General features: G+C 31.9%; 18 protein-coding genes. 5 read left to right on the top strand and 13 right to left on the bottom strand.

What is annotated here, in order from left to right; all coding sequences use genetic code 11:
* Positions 1-171: 171 nt before the first annotated feature.
* The 5 genes from V5784_RS11755 to V5784_RS11775 all read left to right on the top strand — a co-directional run bounded on the left by V5784_RS11755 (position 172) and on the right by V5784_RS11775 (position 7068).
* Complete coding sequence (locus tag V5784_RS11755; RefSeq protein WP_336889213.1) at positions 172-1473, top strand: acetyl-CoA hydrolase/transferase C-terminal domain-containing protein; 1302 nt, start codon at positions 172-174, stop codon at positions 1471-1473.
* Positions 1474-1703: 230 nt separating this feature from the next.
* Entirely contained in the window at positions 1704-2924 is a 1221-nt protein-coding gene (locus tag V5784_RS11760) for a hypothetical protein (protein ID WP_336889214.1), read from the top strand.
* Between the two features lie 43 nt (positions 2925-2967).
* A complete protein-coding gene (locus V5784_RS11765; RefSeq protein WP_336889215.1) occupies positions 2968-4467 on the top strand; it encodes an acetyl-CoA hydrolase/transferase family protein in 1500 nt (499 codons plus the stop codon).
* Positions 4468-4565: 98 nt separating this feature from the next.
* On the top strand, positions 4566-5936 hold the full coding sequence (locus tag V5784_RS11770) for an aldehyde dehydrogenase family protein (RefSeq protein WP_336889216.1): 1371 nt from the start codon (positions 4566-4568) through the stop codon (positions 5934-5936).
* Positions 5937-5949: 13 nt separating this feature from the next.
* Complete coding sequence (locus V5784_RS11775) at positions 5950-7068, top strand: 4-hydroxybutyrate dehydrogenase (protein WP_336889217.1); 1119 nt, start codon at positions 5950-5952, stop codon at positions 7066-7068.
* A gap of 168 nt (positions 7069-7236) precedes the next feature.
* On the opposite strand, the gene V5784_RS11780 is transcribed toward V5784_RS11775, so the two are convergent.
* The 13 genes from V5784_RS11780 to glsA all read right to left on the bottom strand — a co-directional run bounded on the left by V5784_RS11780 (position 7237) and on the right by glsA (position 16704).
* The gene (locus tag V5784_RS11780) at positions 7237-8772 is read right to left on the bottom strand and encodes a TaqI-like C-terminal specificity domain-containing protein (protein WP_336889218.1); all 1536 of its coding nucleotides are present in this window, start codon (positions 8770-8772) and stop codon (positions 7237-7239) included.
* Positions 8756-8950: a hypothetical protein gene (locus V5784_RS11785; protein ID WP_336889219.1), complete on the bottom strand. Its 195-nt coding sequence runs from the start codon at positions 8948-8950 to the stop codon at positions 8756-8758. Before V5784_RS11785 ends, V5784_RS11780 begins: the two co-directional genes overlap by 17 nt.
* A gap of 735 nt (positions 8951-9685) precedes the next feature.
* A complete protein-coding gene (locus V5784_RS11790; RefSeq protein ID WP_336889220.1) occupies positions 9686-9895 on the bottom strand; it encodes a hypothetical protein in 210 nt (69 codons plus the stop codon).
* A 310-nt stretch (positions 9896-10205) separates the two neighbouring features.
* Positions 10206-10556: a histidine triad nucleotide-binding protein gene (locus V5784_RS11795; RefSeq protein WP_336889221.1), complete on the bottom strand. Its 351-nt coding sequence runs from the start codon at positions 10554-10556 to the stop codon at positions 10206-10208.
* Positions 10557-10590: 34 nt separating this feature from the next.
* Positions 10591-11019, bottom strand: a complete 429-nt coding sequence (rpiB, locus tag V5784_RS11800) for a ribose 5-phosphate isomerase B (protein WP_336889222.1) — start codon at positions 11017-11019, stop codon at positions 10591-10593.
* Between the two features lie 201 nt (positions 11020-11220).
* Positions 11221-11862 carry a histidine phosphatase family protein gene (locus V5784_RS11805; protein ID WP_336889223.1) on the bottom strand — a complete coding sequence of 214 codons (642 nt, stop codon included), beginning with the start codon at positions 11860-11862 and terminating at the stop codon, positions 11221-11223.
* 117 nt (positions 11863-11979) lie between these two features.
* Complete coding sequence (locus V5784_RS11810; protein ID WP_336889224.1) at positions 11980-12204, bottom strand: hypothetical protein; 225 nt, start codon at positions 12202-12204, stop codon at positions 11980-11982.
* Between the two features lie 163 nt (positions 12205-12367).
* Positions 12368-13576, bottom strand: a complete 1209-nt coding sequence (ilvA, locus tag V5784_RS11815) for a threonine ammonia-lyase (RefSeq protein ID WP_336889225.1) — start codon at positions 13574-13576, stop codon at positions 12368-12370.
* Positions 13577-13690: 114 nt separating this feature from the next.
* On the bottom strand, positions 13691-14599 hold the full coding sequence (locus tag V5784_RS11820; RefSeq protein WP_336889226.1) for a hypothetical protein: 909 nt from the start codon (positions 14597-14599) through the stop codon (positions 13691-13693).
* Positions 14584-15042 carry a hypothetical protein gene (locus tag V5784_RS11825; protein ID WP_336889227.1) on the bottom strand — a complete coding sequence of 153 codons (459 nt, stop codon included), beginning with the start codon at positions 15040-15042 and terminating at the stop codon, positions 14584-14586. Before V5784_RS11825 ends, V5784_RS11820 begins: the two co-directional genes overlap by 16 nt.
* 19 nt (positions 15043-15061) lie before the next feature.
* A complete protein-coding gene (locus tag V5784_RS11830; protein ID WP_336889228.1) occupies positions 15062-15301 on the bottom strand; it encodes a hypothetical protein in 240 nt (79 codons plus the stop codon).
* A 1-nt stretch (position 15302) separates the two neighbouring features.
* Positions 15303-15752 carry an NUDIX domain-containing protein gene (locus V5784_RS11835; RefSeq protein ID WP_336889229.1) on the bottom strand — a complete coding sequence of 150 codons (450 nt, stop codon included), beginning with the start codon at positions 15750-15752 and terminating at the stop codon, positions 15303-15305.
* Between the two features lie 37 nt (positions 15753-15789).
* Positions 15790-16704, bottom strand: coding sequence for a glutaminase A (gene glsA / locus V5784_RS11840; protein WP_336889230.1), 915 nt, complete (start codon positions 16702-16704; stop codon positions 15790-15792).
* Positions 16705-16917: the final 213 nt, after the last annotated feature.

Genomic DNA, 16917 nt, shown 5'->3' on the forward strand with positions numbered 1-16917 from the left:
CTAATTCTACTACAAAAGAAAATGTGAAAAAAATAATTATTTTAGAGGATATAGGGGTTAAAGATGTTGTTTTAGAGACTGGAGTTTCAGAGGATCTCATAGAGATGGCAAAAAAACTTTTAGCTAAAAAAAATACTTAAATATTATATATACAATAAAGGAGTGAAAGAGATGGACTGGAAAGAGCTGTACAAAGAAAAATTAGTATCTCCAGATGAAGCAATTTTAAATATAAATTCAAAAAGTAGAGTAGTAGTAGCTCATGCATGTGCTGAACCAAAAATTTTAGTAGATGCTTTAATTAAAAACAAAGAAAAATTTGAGAATTTAGAGATAGTTCATATGGTTGCCATGGGAAAAGCTGAGTATGTTAATGATGATATGAAAAAACATTTTACTCATAATGCATTATTTGCAGGAGCCAGTACCAGAAAAGCAGTTCAAGATGGAAGAGCTGATTTTACTACATGTTATTTCCATGAAGTTCCCAAATTATTTAGAGATGGTCATCTTCCAGTAGGTGTGGCTTTAATTCAAACAAGTCTCCCAGATGAACATGGAAACTGCAGTATGGGAATATCTATCGATTATATAAAGTCAGCTGCAGAAAATGCAAAGGTTGTCATTGCTCAAGTAAATGAATATATGCCAAGAACTATGGGAGATTCCTTTATCCATATCTCAGACATAGATCATATAGTTGAACACTCCGAACCTCTAATAGAATTAAAGCCTCCTAGAATTGGCGAAATTGAAAAAGCTATCGGGAAAAATTGTGCATCTCTCATTGAGGATGGTTCTACACTTCAGCTTGGGATAGGTGCTATTCCAGATGCGGCACTTCTGTTTTTAAAAGATAAAAAAGATCTAGGGATTCATTCTGAGATGATCTCTGATGGTGTTCTAGACTTAGTAAAATCTGGTGTTATAAATAACAAAGCTAAAAACTTTCACAAAGGAAAGATGATTGTTACCTTTGTAATGGGAACTAAGGCACTCTACGATTATGTAGACAATAATCCTTTGGTTGAATTCCATCCAGTGGACTATGTAAACGACCCTGTAATAATAGCTAAAAATGATAAGATGATCTCTATTAATTCTTGTGTACAGCTAGACCTAACTGGTCAAGTGTGTTCAGAATCTATAGGATATAATCAGATTAGTGGGGTAGGCGGACAGGTAGATTTTGTTAGAGGAGCTACTATGAGTAAAGGCGGAAAATCAATTATTGCGATACCTTCTACTGCTGCTAAAGGAAAGATATCACGTATAGTATCTGTCTTAGATGAGGGTGCTATCGTAACTACATCTAGAAATGATGTAGATTATATAGTAACCGAATATGGTATTGCCAGACTTAAGGGGAAAACCGTCAAGGAAAGAGGTCGAATATTAATAAACATTTCTCATCCTAATTTCAGAAAAAATCTCATTAAAAATTGGGAAGAAAGGTACCACTGTAAGTTTTAAATTTTATTTTTACTTTAGGTGAGACAATTGTCTCACCTAAAGATAAAAAATTAGAGTGAAAAAAATAACTTTTAAGGGATATATATATGTTTGTCTTTAAAACTATTCATTGGTTAACTAATCCTTTTATTCTTATGTTTATAACAATTTTTACAGGATTAATTTTAGGAAAACTGTTAAAAATTGGAACCTCTGGAGCTCTGTTCTCTGGATTAGGAATAGGGTGACTAGTGGTAAGGTTAGCCAATAACGTAATAAATGCACAAGGAGCATACGCTTCTACATTTAGTTCTATGCTAAAGATCAGTGTTATTGATAAAAAATTCTTTAGTTTATTTTTAATTCTTTTTGTAGCTGCAGTGGGACTTCTGGCAGCTGATAAAATATCACTTATACTTAAAACATACGGTACAAAATTTGTTGTATTAGGACTTCTCATTGTTTTTATAGGAGCTGGAACAACTTACACTCTTACTATTTTAAGCAATAAAGCAAATCCATATGAAGTTTCAGGAGTTTACACAGGTGCTCTTACAAGTTCCCCTGGGCTGGCTGCTGCAATTGAAACATCCAGGGAGCACGCCAAAGAATGGACTGCGGGATATTCAACCCTTAGTCATCGTAATAAAGAGATACTGCTCAATATATTAAATTCTAATGGTACTCTAACACCAGAAAATACTCCGACTTTATCTTCAGAACAGAAAGAAGAATTTATTATTGATGCAGAAGCTGGAGTAGGGGTAGGTCATGCTATCGGCTATCCATTTGGAGTTCTCATAGTAATCTTAGCCATGAAATTATTTCCAAAAATATTTAAACTAGATTTAGATGAAGAACATCGTCAATTTCAATTAGAAATGGCAGAAGCAAGAAAAAAAGTAAATATCAAACATATTGACTCAGTAACTTTTGATCTCATTGCCTTTTCTTTCGTCTGTATTCTCGGCTATACATTTGGGATGTTCAAGGTAAATCTTGGTTATTTAGGATACTTTAGTCTTGGCTCTACAGGAGGGATCTTACTTTCCTCTATCTTCTTTGGACATATAGGAAAATTAGGATTTATGACTTTTAGAATGGATAAAAAAATTCTTGGTGTCATAAGAGATATATCTCTTACATTCTTCCTTGGTATCGTAGGTTTAAGATATGGTTATGCTGCCATTAACTCTCTAACAGGTGCAGGGTTCTATCTATGTATAGTTGCTATCGCAGTCGGAGTTTTATCTATGTTTTCAGGTTTCCTTGTGGGGAAATATGTATTTAAAATTAACTGGATCATGCTTTCAGGAGCAATATGTGGTGGGATGACTTCTACTCCTGGTCTTGGAGTAGCTGTAGATGTTATTGGTACCGATGATCCTGCAACAGGATACGCTGCTACATATCCATTTGCTCTATTTGGAATAGTATTATTTACAATAATTTTACATAACCTACCAATGTAACAGTCAATTAAGTATAATATTTTTTAATAAAGGGGTGTAATAGATGCAATCTAGAATTAGAAATGAAAAACTCAAAGAAAAAATTATGAGCCCAATGGAAGCTTGTAAAATAATAAAAAATGGTATGGTTGTAGGTACCAGTGGATTTACTCCTTCTGGTTATCCTAAGGTTGTTCCTCTTGCTCTTGCAGAAAGAGTAAAAGAGAGTAAAGAAATAATGAAATTAACGCTTTACTCCGGTGCTTCCCTTGGACCAGAAGTAGATGGAGCATGGGCAGAAGCAGGAATTATTGCTAAGAGACTTCCATATCAGACCAATAAAAAACTCAGACAAGAAATAAATTGTGGAAAAGTAGAATATCTTGATATGCATCTTAGCCATTCATCTCAATATTTAAACTATGGAGCATTACCAAGAGTAGATGTAGCTATCATAGAAGCAATAGCTATCACAGAAGATGGAAATATAATTCCTACAAGTGCAGTAGGAAACTCACCATCATTTTTAAAGAGTGCAAAGAAGATCATAGTTGAAATAAGTTCAAAACAACCAATAGAATTAGAGGGTATGTCAGATATATACATGCTTGAAAATCCACCTAGGAGAACTCATATACCTATAGAAGCTCCTGGAGATAGAATTGGAACACCATACATAGTATGCGATAAAGACAAAATTGCAGCTATTGTATTTTCCGATCTAGAAGATCATGTAAGAGACCTAGCACCAATTTGTGATACAGATAGAGCTATCTCTAAAAACATTATTGGTTTTTTAGAAAAAGAAGTTGCTTTAGGAAGATTGACTAATAGTTTACTTCCTCTTCAATCTGGTGTAGGAAATGTTGCAAATGCTGTTCTTGCTGGTTTGTGTGATTCAAACTTTGAAAATTTAGTTTGCTATACAGAAGTTTTACAGGATGCAATGCTTGAACTCATGCTGTGTGGAAAAATAATAAAAGCATCAGCTTGCTCTATAAGTCCTTCTCCTAAAGGTCTTAAATTATTCAGAGACAATATAGAATTCTTTAAAGATAAAATAATTTTGAGACCATTAGAGATCTCAAACAGTCCAGAAATGGCAAGAAAATTAGGTGTAATTGCAATGAATACAGCTATCGAAGCGGATATCTATGGAAATATAAACTCTACTCATATAATGGGAACTAAGATAATGAATGGTATTGGAGGATCTGGTGACTTTGCCAGAAATGCATATTTAACAATCTTTAGTACAAGTTCTACTGCTAAAAACGGAAAAATTTCATCTATCGTACCTATGGTTTCCCATGTAGATCATACAGAACATGACACTATGATATTAGTTACAGAACAAGGTGTCGCTGATCTTCGTGGACTCAGTCCAAAAGAAAAAGCAAGAGTCGTTATTGAAAATTGTGTACATCCAGATTTCAAAGAACAAATGAAAGATTATTTTGATAGAGCCTGTGAAGTCTGCCATAATTGTCATACTCCCCATATTTTAGAAGAAGCTCTTTCATGGCATTCTAACTTTTTAGAAACAGGAACAATGAAAAAATAAAATTAACATAGGGCTCAATTTAAGAATAGATAGAATTAAAAAAATTAACAATTGTACAAAAAATATAAAGCAACTTACTTTAAAGGAGGAACAACAAAATGGATTCAAAAAATTATATCGACGAAATGATTCAAAAAGCTAAGGAAGCTCAAAATAAATTGGCAACATACAGCCAAGAAGAGCTAGATGCCATAGTAAAAACAATTGGAAAAACTGTATACGACAATGCTGAAGAACTTGCAAGAATGGCTATAGATGAAACTAGAATGGGTGTATATGAAGACAAAGTAGGAAAAAACAAAGGAAAATCTAAAACTATCTGGAACAACCTAAAAGATAAAAAAAGTGTAGGAATCATTGGAAGAGATTTAGAAAAAAATCTTATTATGGTAGCTAAACCTGTTGGAATAGTTGGAGCAGTTACTCCTACAACAAATCCAATAGTAACACCTATGTGCAATGCCATGTTCGCTTTAAAAGGTGGAAATGCAATTATTATAGCTCCACATCCTAGGTCTAAAGGTTGTACTACTGAAACAGTTTCTAGAATCAATAAAGCTTTAGTAGATAACAAAATCAGATGTCCAAAGGATGCTATCCAAGTAATCACTGAACCATCTTTAACTTATACAAATGAATTGATGGGAAAAGTGGATGTTGTTCTTGCAACTGGTGGAATGGGAATGGTTAAAGCTGCATATTCAAGTGGGAAACCTTCATTTGGTGTAGGAGCAGGAAATGTTCAAGTAATTATAGACAAAGGTGTTAACTATGATGAAGCAGCAGCTAAAATTGTTGCTGGTAGAAAATTCGATAATGGTATAATTTGTTCTGGAGAGCAGACAGTAATTGCTCCAAAATCAGATTATAAAACAGTTATAGATGCTATGGTTAGAAATGGAGCTTACTATATAGATAATCCTTCTGATATTCAAAAATTTAGAGATACAATGTTTGAAAACGGACATATGAATAAAGATGTTGTAGGTCAATCAGTTGCTAGAGTTGCGGAGATGGCAGGAGTAGTAGTTCCAAAAGAAGCTAAAGTTATCCTTTTAAAAGCTAGTGGAATAGGAGCAGAAGATCTTCTTTGTAAGGAAAAAATGTGTCCTGTACTTTCAGCTTTTGAATATGATACTATCGAAGATGCAATTAACATTGCTCAGACAAATTTAGACCTTGAAGGAAAAGGACATACAGCAGCAATTCATTCAGATAACATAGAAAACATTGAATTAGCTGGAAACTTATTAACAATCAGTAGATTAGTTGTAAATGCTCCATCTTCAACAACTGCTGGAGGATCTTTATTTAACGGATTTGCTCCTACAACTACATTAGGTTGTGGAACTTGGGGAAATAATGTTATCTCAGAAAACTTAGATTACAAGCATTTAATAAATATTTCTAGAATAGGTTTACTTATAGAAGACGTTGTAGTTCCAACTGATGAACAAATTTGGGGATAGGGGGGGAAAATAAATGAGACTTTTAAAAATACAACCAGAAATACATAAGTTCGATACATTTAAAGAGTTTGCTGTAGAATTTAAAATAGGAAAAGGTGACTTACTTTTTACTCATGACTTCCTTTTTGATAATTATATGAAAAGTTTAAACTTAGAATCTGAAAATTTATTCTTTGAATGTTTTGGTACAGGAGAACCATCAGATGAAACTATCAACCATATTATGGACGCTATCAGAGGAAAAGATATAAAAAGAGTAGTTGCAGTAGGTGGAGGATCTGTTATCGATATCTCAAAATTATTGATATTAGAAGATACTAAAGATTGCTTGAATTATTTTGAAAAAACAGTGAAAATAAAGAAAGTAAGAGAATTAGTAATTGTTCCTACAACTTGTGGAACAGGAAGTGAAGTAACAAATATTGCTATCTCTGAAATAAAATCGAAAAGAACTAAGATGGGATTAGCTGTAGATCAGCTTTATCCTGAAAGTGCAGTATTGATTCCAGAGTTACTTATGAATCTACCGTATAAATTCTTCGTGACAAGCTCAATAGATGCTTTGATCCATGCTATAGAAGCCTATGTATCTCCAAAAGCAAATATGTACACTGAAATATTTAGTGTAAAAGCAATCGAGATGATCTTGAAGGGATATATGCAAATTTTAGAAAAGGGAGAAGAGTATAGAAAGGAGATCATAGAAGACTTTATGATAGGAAGTAACTATGCAGGAATAGCATTTGGAAATGCAGGAGTAGGAGCAGTTCATGCACTGTCTTATCCTTTAGGGGGAGTGTATCATGTTCCCCATGGAGAAGCTAACTATCAATTCTTTACAGAAGTATTCAAAACGTACTTAGCTAAAGATCCAAAAGGTAAGATAAGTGAAGTTAATAAAGTCCTAGCTGACATTATGAATGTTCCGGCAGGAGAGGACGTTTATGCAGCCTTATCTAATGTTTTAGATAAACTTCTTTCAAGAAAACCATTAAAAGAATATGGAATGAAGGAAGAGGAAATAGAAGGATTTGCAGATGCAGTAATTTCAGGTCAGCAAAGACTTTTAGCTAACAACTATGTTCCTTTAGAAAGAACAGATATAGTAAATATTTATAAAAATCTTTACTAATAATATTAAGATTTTTCATTAGAATAAAAACCCTCCCAGATTACAGTAATCTGGGAGGGTTTTTATTTTTTGAATAAGGCTTTTTAATGCTGAATTCTGTTAATCACATGTAATTTTAAAATCCAGATTTTGATTTTGAAACTAGCCAAAGAATCTATATCTTATACTTTATTTTCCATATTTTGAGTTATAAAAATACTGATCTATTAATTTTTGAGTCTCCTCCTCATAATATTTAATCTGATTTTTCACCAGTTTTTCAATATAAGCGATCTCACTCTTATCTTTAGTGTAATATATAGGTGTTTCCTTTAGAGGGGTGGCGTAGAGCTCTAAATTATCTCCTTTCATCTTCCCGTTATATCTAAACCAATCATAAAAAACTATAGAATTTAGGTAACCTAGAATATAGAATAAATTTATATCTTTTTCTTTGGGAGTAAGATAATATATATCTGCACTTCCATAAAATTCTCCCTCTGAATATGAAAACTTATTTATCTTAGATCTCTGTCTACCTATTATTTTAGGTACATTAAATATTTTTTCATCCCTAGCCCACTGAAGTTTCCACCAATTGATAATAGATTTTGAAACTTCCCTCCTCCTGCTCAGTCGTTTCTTATGTGGACTCATATGTTTAGCCAGTTTTTTATCTAGAGTCACCTTATAGTCTAGATAGAGGATCCAATATTTGTTGGAACTGTAGGAGTATTGATCTATATCTTTATTTTTATAAAATGGTTTTAAATATTCACTATATTTTTTCTCATAGGAATCAAAAACAAAGGCCCTGTCATACCCGCTGACTATACCTTGGTTTATGTTTAGGAGTTCTCCTAAACAATGTGTTCTGCCATTATACATCTTATCCAATCGTTCTAAATCCTCTTTTTTAGCTAAGATAATCTTATCCCTGTAGTTATAAATTTTATCACTGTCTATATAATATTTTTTCCTGTCATCTATCACTTCTAATCTACATTTTATTTTTTCCTTTGTCAGGGTAAAAACAACATTATGCTGCCCTACAGCATCCTTAAAAAGAGACCTGTTATAATTATTTATATATTTAAAAGTAGTATGTTTTTTTATCTTCTCCCTCATTTTTTTAGCATGATCAGCTTTAAACCAATAATTTGTGGTTATATAGGTCAGCACTCCTCCATGTTTTAGGGCATCGATTCCCTTTGCAATAAAAAAATAAGCATAATCCATCTTTCCCTCATAATTTTCTTTTCCAAATTTATATTCTTTCATATCTGTAAATATCTCTTTATTATTTTTCTCCCCAAAATAAGGAGGATTTCCTAAAACAATATCATAAGTACCGTCAATCTCCTCCAGAAGAGAATTATTTTCTATTAAATTTATATTTTTACTTTTAATATCATATTTCCTCAACATCTTTAAAACATTATTTTTGCAAATCAAGAGTGCTTTTTCGTCTATATCATAGCCTGTAATCCATGAATTATTATAGCAATACTCTCCTAATTTTACCTTGTACAATTCCATGATAGTTTGTATAAGGGGTATTAAAAGGTTCCCAGTCCCGCACGAAAGATCAGCACATCTGAGGTTATCAAATTTGTATTTTCTATAATCTCCATGAAAATATATATCTAAACTTTTATCTATCATCTCTTTGGCTATATAATCCGGTGTATATACCTTATAATTTGTATCACTGTTTATATTCACTGATCCCCCCTTTATATATATTTAATTTATTCCAATTTTCAAAAATTTCATTAATTGACCTAATGTCTTTTTTAGTAAAATCTTTTGGATTAAGTCTTTGATAATATTCTAAAATTTCACCTTTTATATCATTTTCTTTCCCTTCCATTGGTTCATAACCTTCATATGTTGTATCCAATAATATTGTACTCTCATCAATACAACATTAATGTAAATGATAGTTTCTCCATTCAAAAATATTTTGAAGTATCTAATGAAGTTCCCAAAAATTTATTTTATTTTCATTCAGTACTCTCCTTCAAATTGGAGGTTTAGTCCTTTTATATCAACTCTAAATTGATATATTTTATTCATATTCTTCGTCATAAATAAAAATTTATTTTTTCTTCTTCATCTTTTATAAGTATACACTAAATTTTATCAAAAAAAGAATTTTTAATGTTGAATAATCTAATAAACCTATTCAGGGGTCTTATCATAATTTAATCCGTATTCTATAAATTTAATTTTAGTATAACAACCATTAAATCGCTCTTGATATATACTTTTAAATCTTAATTTAACTTTAGTTTTATTAAATTATTATTACATTTTTTTATATTTATTAATTTTTATGTTATAATCTCTTAAACTATAATATAGGGAGATTAATTATGCATTTTTTTATTAATACTAAAACTCAAAAGATTCACTCGCTAAATGTTCTACCTTACCCAAAAAATTTGGAATATTTTCAGTTTTTTATACTGATTTTGAATTTTATATTAATTTAGGATTTCATAAAAATTTAGAATCCGTCATAATGATGGGCATTTCTAAAGGTTATATTCATACTAGATGTTCTTCCTGTTGTTGTACTTCAATAGGTTGGTAATATATTTATTTATTAAAAAAAGGCATTTAAGCCCCGTTTTTAATAAAGTTTGAATTCCTCTACATATTGAATTGAATTTGTTGCAAGAATAACATGAGTCTTTTCTAAAGTTTCTAAAACAATAAACCTTTCATTTGAAGAAATAATTCGGACGCCTTCATATTCTATACCATATTCTCTGACACAACTTTGAATATTAGTTTTGATATTTACTTTATCAAAACCCAATAATTTACTTAAATCTAACATCTTCAATCTCCCTTTAAATTCTAAATGGTGTGATTCAAGATCTTTAGAAATACCCTGTAAGATATTCTTGAACTGCACTATTGAGACTTTAAAATCTTATGACTTTTTCTATTTTATTATATATTTTTAATATTATTAAAAAATAATTAAATTAAATTGGGTTATAATTAAAGTATACTATATAAAATAATAATTCCCAATCTTTTAAAAGAACACATAGTAAAAATATAAGTTCCTTCACCTGATTTTTTATCTTTACCACCAAAATCAAAAAATCAGGCATAAACAACCTGATTTTTCTATCTAAATATTAACCCTTTGAACATAACATGGAACCTAATTTTTCTCCACCTAAGATATGAAAGTGTAGATGAAACACTTCCTGCCCTCCGTGGCTGTTACAATTTGTTATTACTCTGTATCCATCTTCTGCAATCTTCAAATCTCTAGTAATTTCTTTTATAGCTCTATACATCTCCATTAAATATTCAGAATCTTTTGATTCAATATCATTTAATGTAGGTATCTCTTTTTTAGGAACTACTAAAACATGAACTGGTGCTTGTGGGTTGATGTCATTAAAGGCAATCACCTTATCAGTTTCATATACAATGGATGCTGGAATTTCTCTGTTAATTATTTTTGTAAATAATGTACTCATAAACTCTACCTCCTAAAATGCAAACTTTATCTAATTATCCTTCTAATTGATCTATTCTTTTCTGGTGTCTTCCACCTTCGAATTTAGTAGTTAAAAATACATCTACCATTTCAAGAGCTAAGATATCTCCTACCATTCTTGCTCCCATAGATAATACATTGGCATCATTATGTTCACGAGTCAATTTAGCCATCGTTGTGTTTGTACACAGTGCAGCTCTTACACCCTTCACTTTATTTGCAGCAATAGAAATTCCTATTCCTGTTCCACAGATTACAATTCCTTTGTCAGCTTTTTTTTCAACTACTGCTTCTCCTACTAATCTTCCATACTTAGGGTAGTCTACAGAATCCATAGAGTCGCATCCTAGATCTAGAACTTCATATCCATTTATTGTTAAAAAATTTATTACTTTTTCTTTTAATTCAAATCCACCATGATCACTACCAATAGCTATTTTCATTTCTTATACCTTCCTTCTATATTTATTTATTATTGTAAAAAAAATTACCAGTTCATTATATTCTATATATATTATTTTTACTAGGTTTGGTTTTATTATTTTTAATTTAAATTTTATAATGAATGATTATCGGACTTTTTATCTGAGTTTTTATTTCAACACATATTTATATTAAGCAGCATGATTTCTAGCTGGGGATATCTATATATAGTTTATCTCTTCTATATTTTCTAGATGATCTATATTGGAAAAATTTTCCATCTTAAAATTCCCGTTATCATAACTTATAATTGTTACACTGGTATTTTGAGGTACTGGATCTATCCAGTACTTATCCAAACCATGTCCCAATACATAACCGAATATAACCTTTAAGATCATCCCATGACTGATCACCATGATATCTCCTGCTTTATTATTTGCTTCCACCAATTTCTTTAATCCTTCTATGGCTCTTTTTTCTACCTCTATAAAAGATTCTCCAGAAAAATCACTTGGGTCGTATTTCACAGCATCGGTCCACAGGTTCATAAAAGGTTCCGGATGTTTTTCTTTAAACTTTTCTTTTTCTAGCCCTTCTACATCTCCAAATCCCATCTCCATAATATCTTGTAGTTCCGAGATTTCAATATCTTTATCCCCTCTTAAGATCCTAGCAGTATGAAGCGCTCTTCCCTGGGGACTGGTATAGATCTTTGTGAAATCAATATACCTTAATTTTTCATAGAGAAGTTCTGTCTGCTCTACTCCCTCCTCAGTCAATGGTGAGTTGAGATGTCCTTGTAATTTTTTTATAACGTTCCATTCGGTCTGTCCATGTCTAACAAAATGTATTTTTAACATAAGTACTCCCTTTCTATAAATTGTTTCCTATATTATATAGGGTTTTTCCTTTTTTGTCACCCTACTTAAAAAAACTATTATTGTATATAAAACAGTCTGTTTTTTTTACACTAACGCCTACTTTTCCCCATTTATTTCTTTAAGATCACCACAGATCTTACTCTCAGGATTCAAATAAAAATTACCAACAGTACACCTTATCCTTGGGACAGCAGTGCTATTAAACATACTATAACTCACAGATAACAATGCCTCTACATATATACAACCCTTCCTTAGACACTCATACTGCTTCTCCAACTCTACTCTTTCCCCTTCCCTGGGTATCCTAAGTTCTGCCACCTGTCTTTTCCTCCTCAATATGTACCCTCTCTCGTCCTACGGACTTTTTCTCCCTTTACATCGTAAAGGAAGAAAAAGCTGACAACAAGGGAAATTTATAACTGCCTGAAAAAAAAAATCCAATATATATTGGATCTTTCTCTAACTCTATATCAACTTCTAATTAACCTAATATTTCATATCCTTCTTCAATTAATTTTGCTATAATTTTATCAGTATGCACCTTATCAAAAGTTTCTAAAGTAAGCTTTACTTCCTGCTCACCAATTGCAAGGGAATTTTCATGCATAGTTTGATTTAAAGTTAAGATATTAGCCTCTAATTCAGCTATCAATCCTAATAATTTAGTCATCTCTCCTGCCTTATCTACTAATTTCACCATTATTGTAAATCTTCTGTTTTCACCGATCAACGCTTTGTTGATGATTCTTTCCATAAGGTTAACATCTAAGTTTCCACCAGATATTACAGATACGATATTTTTACCTTTAAGGTCTAAATCAGTCTTAAAAAGTGCCGCTACTGATACTGCTCCTGCTCCCTCTGCTACTATCTTACCCTTTTCTAATAATAGTAATACAGCACGTGCTATCTCAGCTTCTGTAACAGTTACGAATTCATCTACATTTTCTTTGATGATCTCATAAGTTAATTCTCCTGCTCTTCTTACAGCAATTCCATCAGCTATTGTAGCTTTTGTATCTATTGTGTAAATTTCACCTTTTTCAATTGCACTCTTCATAGAAGGGGCATGAGCTGCCTCTACACCGATTATTTTCACACTTGGCTTGATGGCTTTTATAGCAGTAGAGATTCCAGCTAAGAGTCCTCCTCCACCGATTGGTACAAGAACTGCATCTACATTTTCTAGCTGATCCAAGATCTCTAATCCTATAGTTCCTTGCCCTGCAATTACATGCTTATCATCAAAGGGATGTAAGAATGTCGCTCCAGTTTCTTTTTGAATCTCACAGGCTTTTGCATAGGCGTCGTCATATACAGAACCATGCAATACTACCTCTGCACCAAAATTTTTAGTCGCTGATACCTTTGATAATGGTGCGGTTTCAGGCATCACTATAGTTGATTTTATTCCCAACTTAGTTGCACTAAGTGCCACTCCTTGGGCATGATTTCCAGCTGAAGATGCAATTACACCTGCGTCTTTTTCTGCATCAGTTAGTTTACTTATTTTATTAAAAGCTCCTCTAATCTTAAAAGAACCAGTCAATTGAAGATTTTCTGTCTTCAAAAAAACATTTCCCCCTGTAATTTTACTTAACTCCTTACATTCTAATAAACATGTATTTTTTATAATCGGTTTTAAAACCTTTTGTGCCATTTGAATATCTTCTAACCTTACTTTATTCATAATTTAAATCCCCCGATAATTTTTTTAGTATTAAGTTCCTTAAAACTATTATATAACTAAGTATTAAAAAAATGCAACATTTTTTGCGAAAAGATATCATTTTTTTATACTCTTTTATGTTAGGACTCTGTTTATTTGTTCTGTTTCTATGACAAAATCATCGTTTGCGAGTATTTTTCCCTCTAATAATTTATTTTTTATCCTATTGTAAATATCCTTTCCTAGGATATTTTTCAGTGTTTCTCCATAGGTAACTATAAATGGTTTAAAGTCATCCTCGAGAAATCCATTTGGGTTTTCCCTTCTAAAAATTGGACTCATAGCAAAGTCTATATTTATACAAGATTTTGTATAAAAATTTTCTATAGTGAAACTATTAGTGAAATCATCTGGCAGTGTGAGATAGAGAGTATTTCTTTCTTCCTCTAATATTATTTCAAGTGGCCATATGCTACATATGAGGGGTTTATTTTCTATAATTTCCCTAGGACTCATATTTTTCTCCAAACAAATTGAGTGCAACGAACATAGAGTCTGACCATTTTTAGGAGTATATGCACAGGCGCATAGATCTATCTCATTTCCTAGATATTTAGAAGGAATTAATACGTCCTCCTCTCTTATCATATCTTCGATTTCGTTACTATCATTACCTAATTCTTCTAATATATCCAAGGTCTTAGTCAGTTCATTATAACTTTCCTTATTCTCCAATATAAAATTTCTAATTTTCTTATTAAATATTGTCGGAGAATCTCCACAACAGTGTTCTAAACAGTTAAAGCAATCAAAATTAGTTAAATTTGCAAACATTGCATAGTCTATAACAGTCTTGTACTCTTTCCCCTTCAAAGTCAGCACAGTATCTATGGTATCTATTCTGCTGAAATAACTTCTGATTCTCTCCTCTTTTTCTTGATTGATTGTATCTAACCCACTCTTGGGGTGATCTGTAAATAAAAAATATTTCATTTCTTTTTCCCCTCCTAAATTTGTGACTAGTTTTTCTAATTTCCTATCCACTGGATTATCTCCCTGGTTTTCTCAAAACTCTCACCATTTAAAAAATCTTTTGAATTTTTTAAATTGCCACAGATAGCAGGGTGATTATGTTCTATGATTTGAGCTCTTTTTATATAGCTTTTATACTTCCCAGCTTTAGCTCCCCAAAGTAAAAATATAAGATTATTATTTTTTTCCTCTATAAATCCTATGAGTTTTTCTGTGAAATCCCCCCATAATTTAATATGACTTCCAGAATTCCCTATTTCCACTGTCAGTGCAATATTTAGTAAGAGTACTCCTTGTGATTTCCAAGATTTAAACAGTTCATTAGGAGGCAGAATATCAAAGGTTTTATTTTTTATTTCCTCTCTTAATCTGTCTATTGTTGGTATCTTTCCCATATAGGTTTTATATATCAATTTCACCATATTTTTTAACGAGGTATTTATCCCTTTATCCATCCAAGAATCTTTTTCCACTTCAAAAGCAAGACCTGTAGCTACCCCCTTCCTGCGGATATGGATCCATGGCTAGTAGTACCACTTTCACCTTATGCAGATCTTCTCTAAACACCTTAAATATGTCTTTCTTGGTAGGAGTATAGTTAGTTATTCTTTCTATAATCCTCTCTATTTCTTGGATTATCTTCCAAGTAAAAAATTCATGATAGCTATCATGAATTTTATTATCCTCCAAAAATTTATTTCTATCTAAATTCAATTTACCCTCCCGAATTTATCTCGCCTTTAAATTCAAAATTTTCTCCATTTTTCACCAAATATCTTTTTATAAATTCTCCCTGAATCTCTGGATAGGTAAGATTTTCAGGGATTTCTCCCACTAAAAATTTATCCTCCATCTCAAAATTAGGCAGATTCCCAAATTTGTTTATTGTGGCCATAAATACACTTCCGTATCCTAAGTCTCCGTTTTTCTCTACACTATAATCACATAGGTAAGTCAGTTTAAAACTGGTTGCCCCACTCTCCTCATACAGTTCCCTCTTAGCTGCCATCTCTGCCGTTTCACCTTTTTCTATATGTCCGCCGGGTAGTTCCAGAGTATCCCTTTCTTCATGTTTAACTAAAACTAATTTTCCTTCATACAAGGGAATGATTATCGAATATTTTTTTTTATCCAATGCATTTTGATTATAAAATTTTATTTCCATAAAAGCCTCCTTCATCCTTATACCTAACTATAGATTTTTAAAATATACTTAGATCCAGTTCCTTGGACAGATCTTCTAATATTCCATCTCCACCTATGGAGTTGCCTTTTTTATCCAAAGCAGGACCATATATTCCTATCCCCATCTTATTCGGAAGAACAGACATTATTCCTCCTCCTACTCCACTTTTAGATGGTATTCCTACTTTTAAAGCAAACTCTCCCGATCCGTCATACATCCCACAAGTCATCATCAGTGATTTTACCACCTTAGCTTCATAATCTGATATTATTTTCTCCCCGGTAGATAATCTGCCGTTTCTGGCTAAAAACATCCCAACCATAGCCAGGTCTATCGTAGTTACTTCTATGGAACACTGCTTAAAGTATACATCCAGACTATCTTCTACAGATGACTCTATCACTCCTTGATCCTTCATAAAATAAGCCATAGCTCTATTTTTATTTCCAGTCCTATTTTCCCCTGAATAGATCTCCTCACTATATGTCAAAGTATCATTTTCAGTTACCACCTTGAAAAATTCCAGCAGTCTATTAAACTTGTCTTCCTTGTTTCCCCCCTTAATCATAGATGAAACTGCTATGGCTCCGGCATTTATCATTGGATTATATGGTTTTTTTATGATAGCCGTCTCTAGCCTGATCATCGAATTAAAAGCATCTCCTGTGGGCTCCGTTCCCACTTTGGAAAGTACATAATCTATCCCATTATCTAACATAGCCAACATCAAAGCTATAGGTTTAGATACACTTTGAATAGTAAATTTTTTATTATAATCACCATATACATATCTATTACCATCCATGTCCAATAAACATATTCCCAGGTCTTCCTTTTTTGCTTTATCCAATCCAGGTATATAGTTTGCTACATTCCCAAATTTTGTTTTAATTTTATTTTGTTTTACTATTTTATCTAAAAGAAGTTCCATCTCTTCCTCCCATACATTCTGTCCATTTTTTAAAAAATCAATATCAAAAATGACAGTTATTTTTTCTTGTGTTTATGGTGGTCGTGTTTGTCAAACAGTTTATGAAAAAACTTAAGCAATTTTTTGAGTACCAAAATATACCTTAGCAGGTGTTTCATAATCTAAAGAACTATGTCCTCTATCGTTATTATAAAAATTAATATATCTTTTTAT

The organism is Psychrilyobacter sp. (genome assembly GCF_037132775.1).
Lineage (GTDB): Bacteria > Fusobacteriota > Fusobacteriia > Fusobacteriales > Fusobacteriaceae > Psychrilyobacter.